Annotated in this window: 12 protein-coding genes; 9 read left to right on the plus strand and 3 right to left on the minus strand. The window is 55.7% G+C overall.

What is annotated here, in order from left to right; genetic code table 11:
* Window positions 1-18: 18 nt before the first annotated feature.
* The 3 genes from serB (at window position 19) to nadR (ending at window position 3,836) form a co-directional block, all read left to right on the plus strand.
* Window positions 19-987: a phosphoserine phosphatase gene (gene serB, locus ACLD3P_RS16355; protein ID WP_001132983.1), complete on the plus strand. Its 969-nt coding sequence runs from the start codon at window positions 19-21 to the stop codon at window positions 985-987.
* A gap of 83 nt (window positions 988-1,070) precedes the next feature.
* Window positions 1,071-2,453, plus strand: coding sequence for a DNA repair protein RadA (gene radA / locus ACLD3P_RS16360; RefSeq protein ID WP_001029710.1), 1,383 nt, complete (start codon window positions 1,071-1,073; stop codon window positions 2,451-2,453).
* Window positions 2,454-2,603: 150 nt separating this feature from the next.
* The gene (gene nadR, locus ACLD3P_RS16365; protein WP_001519486.1) at window positions 2,604-3,836 is read left to right on the plus strand and encodes a multifunctional transcriptional regulator/nicotinamide-nucleotide adenylyltransferase/ribosylnicotinamide kinase NadR; all 1,233 of its coding nucleotides are present in this window, start codon (window positions 2,604-2,606) and stop codon (window positions 3,834-3,836) included.
* 117 nt (window positions 3,837-3,953) lie between these two features.
* Here the strand turns inward: nadR and ettA are convergent, their stop codons facing one another.
* Window positions 3,954-5,621: an energy-dependent translational throttle protein EttA gene (gene ettA / locus ACLD3P_RS16370; protein WP_000046770.1), complete on the minus strand. Its 1,668-nt coding sequence runs from the start codon at window positions 5,619-5,621 to the stop codon at window positions 3,954-3,956.
* 175 nt (window positions 5,622-5,796) lie between these two features.
* Here ettA and sltY point away from each other — a divergent pair, with 175 nt between their 5' ends.
* Complete coding sequence (sltY, locus tag ACLD3P_RS16375) at window positions 5,797-7,767, plus strand: murein transglycosylase (protein ID WP_205600538.1); 1,971 nt, start codon at window positions 5,797-5,799, stop codon at window positions 7,765-7,767.
* A 57-nt stretch (window positions 7,768-7,824) separates the two neighbouring features.
* A complete protein-coding gene (gene trpR, locus ACLD3P_RS16380; RefSeq protein WP_000192003.1) occupies window positions 7,825-8,151 on the plus strand; it encodes a trp operon repressor in 327 nt (108 codons plus the stop codon).
* 100 nt (window positions 8,152-8,251) lie between these two features.
* Here trpR and yjjX read toward each other — a convergent pair whose 3' ends face one another.
* Window positions 8,252-8,767, minus strand: a complete 516-nt coding sequence (gene yjjX / locus ACLD3P_RS16385; RefSeq protein ID WP_000554311.1) for an inosine/xanthosine triphosphatase — start codon at window positions 8,765-8,767, stop codon at window positions 8,252-8,254.
* A gap of 48 nt (window positions 8,768-8,815) precedes the next feature.
* Here yjjX and gpmB point away from each other — a divergent pair, with 48 nt between their 5' ends.
* Window positions 8,816-9,463 (plus strand): 2,3-diphosphoglycerate-dependent phosphoglycerate mutase GpmB, encoded by a 648-nt coding sequence (gene gpmB, locus ACLD3P_RS16390; protein ID WP_000942363.1) that lies wholly within the window; start codon window positions 8,816-8,818, stop codon window positions 9,461-9,463.
* On the opposite strand, the gene robA is transcribed toward gpmB, so the two are convergent.
* Window positions 9,460-10,329, minus strand: coding sequence for an MDR efflux pump AcrAB transcriptional activator RobA (gene robA, locus ACLD3P_RS16395; RefSeq protein ID WP_000371685.1), 870 nt, complete (start codon window positions 10,327-10,329; stop codon window positions 9,460-9,462). The genes gpmB and robA overlap by 4 nt on opposite strands.
* A gap of 211 nt (window positions 10,330-10,540) precedes the next feature.
* Here robA and creA point away from each other — a divergent pair, with 211 nt between their 5' ends.
* From creA to creC, 3 genes are read left to right on the plus strand one after another with little or no spacing between them, the layout of a single operon-like run.
* Window positions 10,541-11,014, plus strand: a complete 474-nt coding sequence (gene creA, locus ACLD3P_RS16400; RefSeq protein ID WP_000875811.1) for a protein CreA — start codon at window positions 10,541-10,543, stop codon at window positions 11,012-11,014.
* A 12-nt stretch (window positions 11,015-11,026) separates the two neighbouring features.
* On the plus strand, window positions 11,027-11,716 hold the full coding sequence (gene creB / locus ACLD3P_RS16405; protein ID WP_411006505.1) for a two-component system response regulator CreB: 690 nt from the start codon (window positions 11,027-11,029) through the stop codon (window positions 11,714-11,716).
* Window positions 11,716-13,140: a two-component system sensor histidine kinase CreC gene (gene creC, locus ACLD3P_RS16410; RefSeq protein WP_001219537.1), complete on the plus strand. Its 1,425-nt coding sequence runs from the start codon at window positions 11,716-11,718 to the stop codon at window positions 13,138-13,140. Before creB ends, creC begins: the two co-directional genes overlap by 1 nt.
* The last annotated feature ends 19 nt before the right edge of the window (window positions 13,141-13,159 follow it).

Raw genomic sequence — 13,159 nt, forward strand, 5'->3', positions numbered from 1 at the left:
CGATTTACAGGAGCTTTAATGCCTAACATTACCTGGTGCGATCTGCCTGAAGATGTCTCTTTATGGCCTGGTTTGCCTCTTTCTTTAAGCGGCGACGAGGTGATGCCTCTGGATTACCATGCAGGCCGCAGCGGTTGGCTGCTGTATGGGCGCGGGCTGGATAAGCAGCGTTTAACTCAATATCAGACCAAACTGGGCGCCGCAATGGTGATTGTCGCCGCCTGGTGCGTGGAGGATTATCAGGTCATTCGTCTGGCGGGGTCGCTGACGCCGCGTGCGACGCGGCTGGCGCATGAGGCGCAGCTGGATGTCGCGCCGCTGGGTAAAATTCCGCATCTGCGCACGCCGGGGCTGCTGGTGATGGATATGGATTCCACGGCGATCCAAATTGAGTGTATCGATGAAATCGCGAAGCTGGCCGGTACCGGTGAGAAGGTGGCTGAAGTGACGGAGCGCGCGATGCGCGGCGAGCTTGATTTTACCGCCAGCCTGCGCAGCCGCGTGGCGACGCTGAAAGGCGCGGATGCCGATATTTTGCGCCAGGTGCGCGGGAATCTGCCGCTAATGCCAGGATTAACGCAGTTGGTGCTAAAACTGGAAGCGCTTGGCTGGAAAATCGCTATCGCCTCCGGCGGCTTCACTTTCTTCGCCGACTATCTGCGTGACCAGCTACGCCTGACGGCGGCGGTCGCCAATGAGCTGGAGATCATGGACGGTAAATTTACCGGCCACGTTATCGGCGATATTGTGGATGCTGAGTATAAAGCCAATACCTTGCTTCGTCTGGCGCAAGAGCATGACATCCCGCTGGCGCAGACGGTGGCGATTGGCGACGGCGCTAACGATCTGCCAATGATCAAAGCGGCAGGGTTAGGTATTGCCTTCCATGCCAAGCCAAAAGTAAACGAAAAGACGGAGATTACGATCCGCCACGCTGACCTGATGGGCGTGTTTTGCATTCTCTCCGGCAGCATGAACCAGAAATGATTAACCTGCCCAATGGCAAGGCGACCGTAGGCCGGATAAGCGCCAGCGCCATCCGGCAACAGCGTTAACGAAAGAGGTAAAACGTGGCAAAAGCTCCCAAACGCGCCTTTGTTTGTAATGAATGCGGGGCCGATTACCCGCGCTGGCAGGGGCAATGCAGCGCCTGCCATGCCTGGAACACCATTACCGAGGTGCGCCTTGCCGCGTCGCCGACGGTGGCGCGTAACGAACGTCTGAGCGGATACGCCGGCAGTGCGGGCGTATCAAAAGTGCAGAAACTGTCTGACATCAGTCTTGAGGAACTGCCGCGCTTTTCTACCGGTTTTAAAGAGTTTGACCGCGTGCTGGGCGGCGGGGTGGTACCCGGCAGCGCCATTTTGATTGGCGGTAACCCCGGCGCGGGCAAATCAACGTTGCTGCTGCAAACGCTGTGCAAGCTCGCCGAGCAGATGAAAACACTGTACGTCACCGGCGAAGAGTCGCTACAGCAGGTGGCGATGCGCGCGCATCGGCTTGGCCTGCCGACGGCGAATCTGAATATGCTGTCGGAAACCAGCATCGAACAAATTTGCCTGATTGCCGAAGAAGAACAGCCGAAACTGATGGTGATCGACTCCATACAGGTGATGCATATGGCGGACATCCAGTCGTCGCCAGGCAGCGTCGCCCAGGTCCGCGAAACGGCAGCCTACCTGACGCGCTTCGCCAAAACGCGCGGCGTGGCGATCGTGATGGTCGGCCACGTCACCAAAGACGGGTCGCTGGCGGGGCCGAAAGTGCTGGAACACTGTATCGATTGCTCAGTATTGCTCGACGGCGACGCCGATTCTCGTTTCCGCACGCTGCGCAGCCACAAAAACCGCTTTGGCGCAGTCAATGAGCTGGGCGTCTTCGCCATGACCGAACAGGGGTTGCGCGAAGTGAGCAATCCGTCCGCCATCTTTTTAAGCCGCGGCGATGAGGTCACTTCCGGTAGTTCAGTGATGGTCGTCTGGGAAGGTACGCGACCGTTGCTGGTGGAGATTCAGGCGCTGGTCGATCACTCGATGATGGCGAACCCCAGACGCGTGGCGGTTGGTCTGGAACAAAACCGTCTGGCAATCCTGCTGGCGGTGCTGCACCGACACGGCGGTCTGCAAATGTCGGATCAGGACGTCTTCGTCAACGTGGTCGGCGGCGTGAAAGTCACCGAAACCAGCGCGGATCTGGCTTTACTGCTGGCGATGGTCTCCAGCCTGCGTGACAGGCCGTTGCCGCAGGATCTGGTGGTGTTTGGCGAAGTGGGGCTGGCAGGCGAGATTCGTCCGGTGCCGAGCGGGCAGGAGCGTATTTCCGAGGCGGCGAAACACGGTTTTCGTCGGGCGATTGTGCCTGCCGCCAACGTACCGAAAAAGCCGCCGGAAGGAATGCAGGTGTTCGGTGTTAAAAAGCTCGCAGATGCGTTAAGCGTGTTTGACGACTTATAATTCTCTGTATGTAGTGATGTTGTATAATTTGCCGGATGGCGATGCAATGCGTCTTATCCGGCCTACGGATTGATACGGATTGATGTTGTAGGCCTGATAAGCGAAGCGCCATCAGGCAGTGTTATGCGATTTTTCCAGCAGGAGGCTCTTGTGTCATCGTTCGACTATCTCAAAACCGCGATTAAGCAGCAAGGTTGCACACTGCAACAGGTGGCTGACGCCAGCGGTATGACCAAGGGGTATCTGAGTCAGTTACTTAACGCCAAAATCAAAAGCCCCAGCGCGCAAAAACTGGAGGCGCTACACCGTTTTCTCGGGCTGGAGTTTCCCCGCCGACAGAAAAACATTGGCGTGGTGTTCGGTAAATTTTATCCATTGCATACCGGACACATCTACTTGATCCAGCGCGCCTGTAGCCAGGTAGATGAGTTGCACATCATTATGGGATATGACGATACGCGCGACCGCGGGCTGTTTGAGGATAGCGCCATGTCGCAGCAGCCCACCGTGTCGGATCGCCTGCGCTGGTTATTGCAAACCTTCAAATACCAAAAAAATATTCGCATCCACGCCTTTAATGAAGAGGGGATGGAGCCTTATCCGCATGGCTGGGACGTCTGGAGCAACGGCATTAAAGCGTTTATGGCAGAGAAGGGAATACAGCCGAGCTGGATCTACACTTCCGAAGAGGCTGATGCGCCGCAGTATCTTGAGCATTTAGGGATTGAGACGGTGCTGGTCGATCCTGAACGCACGTTTATGAATATCAGCGGAGCGCAAATCCGCGAAAATCCGTTTCGTTACTGGGAATATATTCCTACCGAAGTGAAGCCGTTTTTCGTGCGTACCGTCGCGATTCTGGGCGGGGAATCAAGCGGCAAGTCTACGCTGGTCAATAAGCTCGCCAATATTTTTAATACCACCAGCGCCTGGGAATATGGCCGCGACTATGTCTTTTCGCATCTGGGCGGCGATGAGATGGCGTTACAGTATTCCGACTACGATAAAATTGCGCTGGGCCATGCGCAATATATTGATTTCGCAGTGAAATATGCGAATAAAGTGGCGTTTATCGATACCGATTTCGTCACCACCCAGGCATTTTGCAAAAAATACGAAGGGCGCGAGCATCCCTTTGTCCAGGCGCTGATCGACGAGTATCGCTTCGACCTGGTGATTTTGCTGGAGAATAATACGCCGTGGGTAGCTGACGGACTGCGAAGCCTGGGCAGTTCAGTGGATCGTAAAGCGTTCCAGAGCCTATTGGTCGAGATGCTGAAAGAAAACAACATTGAGTTCGTTCACGTTAAAGAGGCTGACTACGATGGCCGCTTTTTGCGCTGTGTGGAACTGGTGAAAGAGATGATGGGCGAGCAGGGATAAGAACCAATGCCTGATGCGACGCTTACCGCGTCTTATCAGGCCTACAGTTTCACAACGTATTGGAATCGCTGGGTTTGTAGGCCGGGTAAGCGCAAGCGCCACCCGGCATTCAGACATTTATTTGGCAATACGCTTGTACTTGATACGCTTCGGCTCCAGCGCCTCGGCGCCCAGCGTGCGTTTCTTGTACTCTTCGTATTCGGTAAAGTTACCTTCGAAGAATTCCACCTTACCTTCATCCTGATAATCCAGAATGTGGGTGGCGATACGGTCAAGGAACCAACGGTCGTGCGAGATAACCATCGCGCAGCCAGGGAACTCCAGCAGGGCGTTTTCCAGCGCGCGCAGGGTTTCGATATCCAGATCGTTCGTCGGTTCGTCGAGCAGCAGGACGTTGCCGCCCACCTGCAGCAGCTTCGCCAGATGCAAACGACCGCGCTCACCGCCGGACAGTTCGCCAACGCGTTTGCCCTGATCGACGCCTTTGAAGTTGAAGCGGCCTACATAGGCGCGGCTTGGCATTTCGGTATTGCCGATCTTCATGATATCCAGCCCGCCGGACACTTCTTCCCAGACGGTTTTGCTGTTGTCCATCGCGTCGCGGAACTGATCGACCGAGGCCAGCTTGACGGTTTCACCCAGCGTAATGGTGCCGCTATCAGGCTGCTCCTGACCGGACATCATGCGGAACAGGGTCGATTTACCCGCGCCGTTTGGCCCGATGATCCCGACGATAGCGCCTTTCGGTACCGAGAAGCTCAGGTCGTCGATCAGTACGCGGTCGCCGTAGGATTTACGCAGGTTGCTGACTTCAATGACTTTGTCGCCCAGACGCGGTCCTGGTGGAATAAACAGTTCGTTGGTTTCGTTACGTTTCTGATACTCAACGCTGTTCAGTTCTTCAAAGCGAGCCAGACGCGCTTTACCTTTCGACTGACGGCCTTTCGCGCCCTGACGCACCCACTCCAGCTCTTTCTCAATGGATTTACGGCGCGCCGCTTCGGCAGACGCTTCCTGCGCCAGACGCTGATCTTTCTGCTCCAGCCAGGAGGAGTAGTTGCCTTCCCACGGAATACCTTCGCCGCGGTCAAGTTCCAGAATCCAACCGGCAACGTTATCGAGGAAGTAACGGTCGTGGGTAATCGCCACGACGGTGCCTTCGAAGTCGTGCAGGAAACGTTCCAGCCACGCAACAGACTCGGCATCCAGGTGGTTGGTGGGTTCGTCGAGCAGCAGCATGTCCGGCTTTTCCAGCAACAGACGGCACAGCGCCACGCGACGGCGCTCGCCGCCGGACAGTTTTTCGACTTTGGCATCCCAGTCCGGCAGACGCAGAGCGTCAGCAGCGCGCTCAAGCTGCACGTTCAGGTTATGACCGTCGTGCGCCTGGATAATCTCTTCAAGCCGGCCCTGCTCTGCGGCCAGCTTGTCGAAGTCGGCATCCGGATCGGCATACAGCGCGTACACTTCATCCAGACGTTTGAGGGCGTTAACCACTTCCGAAACGGCCTCTTCAATCGACTCGCGTACCGTGTGTTCCGGGTTTAGCTGAGGTTCCTGCGGCAGGTAGCCAATCTTAATGCCGGGCTGCGGGCGCGCTTCGCCCTCGATATCTTTATCGAGACCCGCCATGATGCGCAGCAGGGTGGACTTACCGGCGCCGTTAAGGCCCAGCACGCCGATTTTGGCGCCAGGGAAGAAGCTCAGCGAGATGTTTTTCAGAATATGACGTTTCGGCGGAACCACTTTGCCGACACGATGCATGGTATAAACGAATTGAGCCACGTTGGACTTCGCCTCTATGTTTATCGTGATGGTGAATAGATTTCAAAGGCGAAGTGTAGCCTTTTTCCCTGCCTAAGCCCAGCCAGCAGATCGCACTCGCAATAAAAGTAAAAAAGTGTCCGTAACGTGGCGCAAATGGCTATGACTGGTTAGCATAAATTCATTACGCGGCATGATGCTGCATTGGATAACAATTGAGGAAGTGCTTGTGGATAGAGCCAAACCATTTGTCTGGCGTCTCGTCGCCGCCAGCGTATGCCTGCTGACCTTTTGTCACCTCGCGCGGGCCGACTCATTGGAAGAGCAGCGTAACCGCTATGCGCAGATTAAGCAGGCCTGGGACAACCGCCAGATGGATGTGGTAGAGCAGATGATGCCGGGTCTGAAAGATTATCCGCTCTACCCGTATCTGGAATACCGTAAGATCACCGACGATTTGATGAACCAACCGGCGATTGCCGTCACGCAGTTTGTGCGCGCCAATCCTACGCTTCCGCCTGCGCGTACGCTGCAATCACGCTTCGTCAATGAGCTGGCGCGTCGTGAAGACTGGCGCGGCTTGCTGGCGTTTAGCCCGGAGAAACCCGGCACCACGGAAGCGCAATGTAACTATTACTACGCGAAATGGAGTACCGGGCAAACGGAAGCGGCCTGGCAGGGCGCGAAAGAGCTTTGGCTGACCGGCAAAAGTCAGCCGAATGCCTGCGATAAACTTTTCAGCGTCTGGCGGGCCTCCGGCAAGCAAGACCCGCTGGCGTATCTGGAACGTATTCGGCTGGCGATGAAAGCCGGGAATACGGGGTTGGTTACGGTGCTGGCCGGACAGATGCCGGCGGAATATCAAACGATCGCCTCAGCGATCATTACCCTGGCTAATGACCCTAATAACGTGTTGACCTTCGCACGCACCACCGGCGCCACCGATTTTACCCGCCAGATGGCGGAAGTCGCGTTTGCCAGCGTCGCCCGCCAGGACGCGGAAAATGCGCGTCTGATGATCCCCTCGCTGGTACAGGCGCAGAAACTTAATGAGGAACAAACGCAGGCGCTGCGCGATATCGTTGCCTGGCGACTGATGGGCAACGATGTGACCGATGCGCAGGCGAAATGGCGCGATGACGCGATTATGCGCTCGCAATCGACGTCGCTTATCGAGCGGCGCGTGCGTATGGCGCTGGGGATGGGCGATCGTCGCGGTCTCAATACCTGGCTTGCCCGCCTGCCGATGGAGGCGAAAGAGAAAGACGAGTGGCGTTACTGGCAGGCGGATTTATTGCTGGAGCGCGGTCGTGACGCCGAAGCGAAAGAGATCCTTCATGCTTTAATGCAGAAGCGCGGTTTTTATCCGATGGTCGCGGCGCAGCGTTTAGGCGAAGAGTACACGCTTAAAATCGATAAAGCGCCCGCCAACGTAAACAGCGCGTTGACGCAGGGGCCGGAGATGGCGCGTGTACGGGAGCTGATGTACTGGAACCTGGATAACACGGCGCGCAGCGAATGGGCGAATCTGGTAAAAAGCCGTAGTAAATCTGAACAGGCGCAGCTGGCGCGCTATGCGTTTAACCAGCACTGGTGGGATCTGAGCGTACAGGCGACGATCGCCGGAAAACTGTGGGATCATCTGGAGGAGCGTTTTCCACTGGCGTATAACGATCTTTTTACCCGCTATACCCGCGGAAAAGATATCTCACAAAGCTATGCCATGGCGATTGCCCGCCAGGAGAGCGCCTGGAACCCGAAAGTAAAATCGCCGGTAGGGGCCAGCGGCTTAATGCAGATTATGCCGGGCACGGCCACCCATACGGTGAAAATGTTTTCGATTCCGGACTACCGCGGCCCCGGCCAACTGCTGGAGCCGGAGACCAACATCAACATTGGCACCAGCTATTTGCAGTATGTCTATCAGCAGTTTGGCAATAACCGCATTTTCGCCTCGGCGGCGTATAACGCCGGGCCGGGGCGCGTGCGCACCTGGCTTGGCAATAGCGCCGGGCGTATCGATGCCGTAGCGTTTGTCGAAAGCATTCCCTTTTCGGAAACGCGCGGCTACGTGAAAAACGTTCTGGCCTATGACGCTTACTATCGCCACTTTATGGGGCAGAAAGAGGCCTTAATGAGCGACTCTGAGTGGCAGCGACGGTATTAATGCAGACGGGTTATGTTATCATTTGTACTCGTGTAACAGTACAAACGGCGGTATAACATGACCCAGCATTCCCCTTATTCATCGGCTATCGCCGAACAACGTAATCAGGAGTGGCTTCGTTTTGTGGAGTTACTCCGTCAGGCATATGCAGAGGATCTGCATCTGCCTTTATTACAACTGATGCTTACGCCGGACGAGCGTGAAGCGCTGGGAACGCGCGTGCGCATTATTGAGGAGTTGCTGCGTGGCGAAATGAGCCAGCGCGAGTTGAAAACCGAGCTGGGGGCGGGCATCGCCACCATCACGCGCGGATCAAACAGCCTGAAATCCGCGCCGGTTGAACTGCGTCATTGGCTTGAGAACGTACTGCTGAAAAACGCCTGATTTTCTCGTAGGCCGGATAAGGCGAAGCGGCCATCCGGCAACATCGCGCGAAATGCCTGATGGCGCTGTGCTTATCAGGCCTACAACATAGCGCAAATAATTATCGATACACCGCGTTATGAAACGGGCTTAACGCCAGGATCACCGCCTGGTAGTAAACGCTGGAGCGCGTTAATTTTCCGGCGGTAAATACGCCAATGGCGCCCTCTTTGCGACCAATCTCGTCAATACCTGTGTACTGCGACATCACTGGGCCAAGCGCTTCTCCCTGGCGGACTCTGTCGAGAATGACGGCGGGCAGCGGCAGCGTGGCCGATCGCGCTTCACCGCGCTGAACGCCGTTATCAATCACCACCCAACTGAAGGTGGCGTCATCGTCAATTCCGGCTTCAATGGCTACCCAGAAATCAGCTTGTGGATGCAGGCGTCGCGCATTATCCACGCGATTTCGTGCGCCAGCACGCGTTTCCTCGCTTCCGAAGGGCTGCTCCGGTACGCCGCTCTCGACGGCGACGGGCGTAATATGGCACGATCCTTCGCCGAAAATCTCTTCAAATGCCTGTAGAATTGCCTGAATTTTGGCAGGATTGGTGGTCGCAGAGATAACCTGGTGCATAATTAAGCTCAGTTTTAAAAATTTATCGCAGTATAACGGAAAAAAAACATGTTACAGGTATACCTTGTTCGCCACGGTGAAACGCAGTGGAACGCCGAGCGACGTATTCAGGGCCAATCGGACAGTCCCCTGACAGCAAAAGGCGAGCAGCAGGCCATGCAGGTAGGAGAACGCGCCCGCAGCCTCGGCATCACCCATATCATCAGCAGCGATTTAGGCCGCACAAAACGCACGGCGGAGATTATCGCCCAGGCGTGCGGGTGTGATATCACCTTTGACTCCCGCCTGCGCGAGCTGGATATGGGCGTGCTGGAAAAGCGCCAGATCGATTCGCTGACGGAAGAAGAAGAGGGTTGGCGTCGTCAGCTGGTCAACGGCACGCAGGATGGCCGCATTCCCGGTGGGGAATCGATGCAGGAGTTGAGCGATCGCGTTCATGCCGCGCTGGCGTCCTGTCTGGAGCTACCGCAGGGCAGCCGACCTTTATTGGTCAGTCACGGTATCGCGTTGGGCTGTCTGGTCAGTACTATACTGGGACTACCCGCCTGGGCGGAACGCCGGTTACGTTTGCGCAACTGCTCTATTTCCCGCATCGATTACCAGGAAAGTCAGTGGCTGGCGTCTGGGTGGGTGGTAGAAACCGCAGGGGACGTTTCGCATCTGGACGCCCCTGCATTGGATGAGCTACAGCGTTAACGGCGAATCGGGATCAGAAATTCGCAGCGCAGGTTGATAGGGCGATCGCCGGTTTTGGTATCTTCTGACGGGTAGTATCGCTCTATATCCTGTCCTTTACGACGGGTCAGATTCAGCATTGGCATACAGGTGCCGTAAACGGTCAGGATAAAATCCTGCACGCCGGTTCCTAACCCTTCATAGGTGAACATGACGTATTCACCGCCCTGCAACAGCACAGGATGCGCCGACTGAACATAGCCATCGGCCTGCTCTTGCGGCAGTGCGGTGGTATAGAATACTTCCTGCTCATCGTCTTTCTCCATGCTGGGGCGCGTTTCATTAAGCCCATAAAGCACTGGCGGAATAGTTGGCGAATGACCGAGGAAATCATGCCAGAATTGCACGCGCATTTCGTGGCGGAAGTCGGAAATCTGTTCCAGCGAGCAGGAATAGCTCTGCGTGACGCCAAGGAGCGGCGTATCTTCCAGCGTAACGAACTGATGTTCCGGCACGGTAAACTCGCCCAGCCGTAATGGCGGGCGAATGCCAAAGGCGCTCCATTCCGAGGAGCGACGATACAGCGCTGGCGTCTGGGAAAACTGTTTCTTAAAGGCGCGCGTAAAGGTTTGCTGAGAATCGAAGCGGTACTGAAGAGCAATATCCAGAATTGGACGCGCGGTCAAACGCAGCGCCACTGCTGATTTCGATAAACGACGGGCGCGGATGTAAGCGCCAATGGCGTGGCCCGTCACGTCCTTAAACATTCTCTGCAGGTGCCACTTGGAATAGCCTGCTTTTGCCGCCACATTGTCAAGTGACAGCGGCTGATCCAGATGACCTTCCAGCCAGATTAACAGGTCGCGAATTATGCCAGCCTGATCCATAAAATATCCCCATCCTTTCAACAACGAGCACCCGATATCAGGTAAGAGGATAATAGCATTTTTTGTTCTTTTAGCATTCAGTGTTTTTTTTGAGCTTAAATGCTTTTTTTAGGCAACGTGACACGTAATTATTCTAATCCTGTGATCTATAACCATTTTATTTTAGAATGTCTAATAATTACGCAACGTAACTTTTATGAATGGTAACAATATGAAATACAAGAGCTTAGTACTTTTCTCAATTTTGTTGCTGCTGGGGCAGAGCGCCCGCGCGGAACAAATTGGTTCAGTCGATACGGTATTTAAAATGTTCGGTCCTGACCATAAAATCGTGGTAGAAGCTTTTGACGATCCTGATGTCAAAAACGTGACGTGCTATGTTAGCCGGGCGAAAACGGGCGGCATAAAAGGCGGATTAGGGCTGGCGGAAGATACGTCTGACGCCGCCATCTCTTGTCAGCAGGTCGGGCCTATTGAACTGAGCGACAAAATTAAGAACGGCAAGGCGCAGGGAGAGGTGGTTTTCAAAAAACGCACCTCATTGATATTTAAGTCATTGCAGGTCGTGCGTTTCTATGATGAGAAACGCAACACGCTGGCGTATCTGGCCTATTCCGACAAAGTGGTCGACGGGTCGCCGAAGAACGCCATCAGCGCGGTGCCGGTCATGCCGTGGCGACAATAACAGGGAAAGAGTATGCAGCAACCGCAGGTCTGGTTAGTCGAGGATGAACAGGGAATCGCCGATACGCTCATCTACACCCTGCAACTGGAAGGGTTTACCGTTGAGCTATTCGCTCGCGGGCTGCCCGCGCTGGAAAAATCGCGTCAGCAACGGCCAGATGCGGTGATTCTCGATGTGGGACTACCGGATATCAGCGGCTTTGAGCTGTGTCGGCAGTTGCTGGAACGCCATCCTGCGCTGCCGATTCTTTTCCTGACTGCCCGTAGCGATGAAGTGGATCGATTGCTTGGTCTGGAGATCGGCGCAGATGATTATGTCGCCAAGCCGTTCTCGCCGCGCGAAGTGAGCGCCCGCGTTCGCACGCTGCTGCGCCGGGTGAAAAAGTTTGCTGCGCCGTCGTCGGTGGTGCGTACCGGACATTTTGAACTCAATGAACCGGCGGCGCAGATCGCCTGGTTTGGTACGCCGCTCTCGCTGACGCGTTATGAGTTTCTGCTCCTTAAAACCCTGCTGCTGTCGCCGGAGCGCGTGTACTCGCGCCAGCAATTGATGGATATTGTCTGGTCTGATGCCCAGGAGACCTTCGATCGGACGGTCGATACACACATCAAAACCCTGCGCGCTAAGCTACGCGCGATCAACCCGGATCTCTCGCCAATTAACACGCATCGTGGAATGGGATACAGCCTGAGGAGCGTCTGATGCGCATCGGAATGCGTTTGCTACTGGGCTACTTTCTTATTGTCGCCGTCGCCGCCGTGTTTGTGCTGTCTATCTTTGTTCAGGAGATAAAGCCGGGCGTCCGCCGCGCGACGGAAGGGACGCTGATTGACACCGCAACGCTGCTGGCGGCGCTGGCCCGCGACGATCTTCTCTCCGGCAACCCGACTGACGGCCAGTTGGCGAAGGCATTCGCCCAACTGCAACATCGCCCGTTTCGCGCCAATATCAGCGGGATCGTCAAAGTGCGTAATGAATACCATGTCTACATGACGGATGCGCAGGGGAAGGTGTTGTTTGATTCGGAAAACAAAGCGGTGGGGCAGGATTATTCTCGCTGGAATGACGTTTGGCTTACGCTGCGCGGACAGTATGGCGCCCGCAGCACGGCAAAAGATTCTGCCGATCCCAATAGCACGGTGATGTACGTAGCCGCGCCGATAATCAGCGATGGACGGATTATCGGCGTCCTGACTGTCGGCAAACCGAATGCGGCAATGGCGCCGGTGATTAAGCGCAGCGAACGGCGCATTCTGTGGGCCAGCGCCGTTTTACTGGGGATTGCGCTGGCGATTGGCGCGGGGATGGTCTGGTGGATTAACCGCTCCATCGCCCGGTTGACGCGCTATGCGGATTCTGTCACCGAAAACCGCCCGCTTGCGTTACCTGCATTAGGCAGCAGCGAGCTGCGTAAACTGGCGCAGGCGCTGGAGAGTATGCGCATTAAGCTGGAAGGCAAGAATGAGATTGAGCAGTACGTGTATGCGTTGACTCATGAGCTGAAAAGTCCGCTGGCGGCGATACGCGGCGCGGCGGAGATTCTGCGTGAAGGACCGCCCGCGGATGTGGTTACCCGCTTTACAGAGAATATACTGGCGCAAAATACGCGAATGCAGGCGCTGGTAGAGACCCTGCTGCGCCAGGCGCGGCTGGAAAACCGGCAGGATATCCCTCTCGCGCCGGTTGCTGTTGATGAGCTATTTACGCAGCTTAGCGAGGCGCGCAGTATTCAGTTGGCGGCAAAAAAGATCACGCTTACTCTACGGCCTTCCTCGCTGGTTGTCGTCGCCGACGCGGAGCTTCTGGCGCAGGCGCTGGGCAATGTGTTGGACAATGCCATCGACTTTACGCCTGAAAATGGCGTTATCACATTAAGCGCTCAGCCGATGGGAGAGAAAGCGATCCTGCAGGTGACGGATTCCGGCTGTGGTATTCCTGATTTTGCGCTGCCGCGCATTTTCGACCGATTCTATTCGTTGCCCCGCGAAAACGGGCGTAAAAGCAGCGGGCTTGGACTGGCGTTTGTCAGCGAGGCGGCGCGGCTGCTCAACGGTGAGGTGACGTTGTGCAACCGTCCCGAAGGCGGCGTGCTGGCCTCGTTGACACTTCACCGTCACTTCACATAACTTCAAATTCTCCCCACAT

The organism is Salmonella sp. 741265073_HBA, from assembly GCF_046569105.1.
GTDB lineage: Bacteria > Pseudomonadota > Gammaproteobacteria > Enterobacterales > Enterobacteriaceae > Salmonella > Salmonella enterica.

Bases quoted from the DNA above. Each gene is read 5' to 3' on its own strand.
- creA (WP_000875811.1), top strand. From the start codon at position 10,541: ATGAAATACAAGAGCTTAGTACTTTTCTCAATTTTGTTGCTGCTGGGG.
- yjjX (WP_000554311.1), bottom strand. From the start codon at position 8,767: ATGCACCAGGTTATCTCTGCGACCACCAATCCTGCCAAAATTCAGGCA.
- sltY (WP_205600538.1), top strand. From the start codon at position 5,797: ATGCTGCATTGGATAACAATTGAGGAAGTGCTTGTGGATAGAGCCAAA.
- robA (WP_000371685.1), bottom strand. From the start codon at position 10,329: ATGGATCAGGCTGGCATAATTCGCGACCTGTTAATCTGGCTGGAAGGT.
- creB (WP_411006505.1), top strand. From the start codon at position 11,027: ATGCAGCAACCGCAGGTCTGGTTAGTCGAGGATGAACAGGGAATCGCC.
- gpmB (WP_000942363.1), top strand. From the start codon at position 8,816: ATGTTACAGGTATACCTTGTTCGCCACGGTGAAACGCAGTGGAACGCC.
- creC (WP_001219537.1), top strand. From the start codon at position 11,716: ATGCGCATCGGAATGCGTTTGCTACTGGGCTACTTTCTTATTGTCGCC.
- serB (WP_001132983.1), top strand. From the start codon at position 19: ATGCCTAACATTACCTGGTGCGATCTGCCTGAAGATGTCTCTTTATGG.
- trpR (WP_000192003.1), top strand. From the start codon at position 7,825: ATGACCCAGCATTCCCCTTATTCATCGGCTATCGCCGAACAACGTAAT.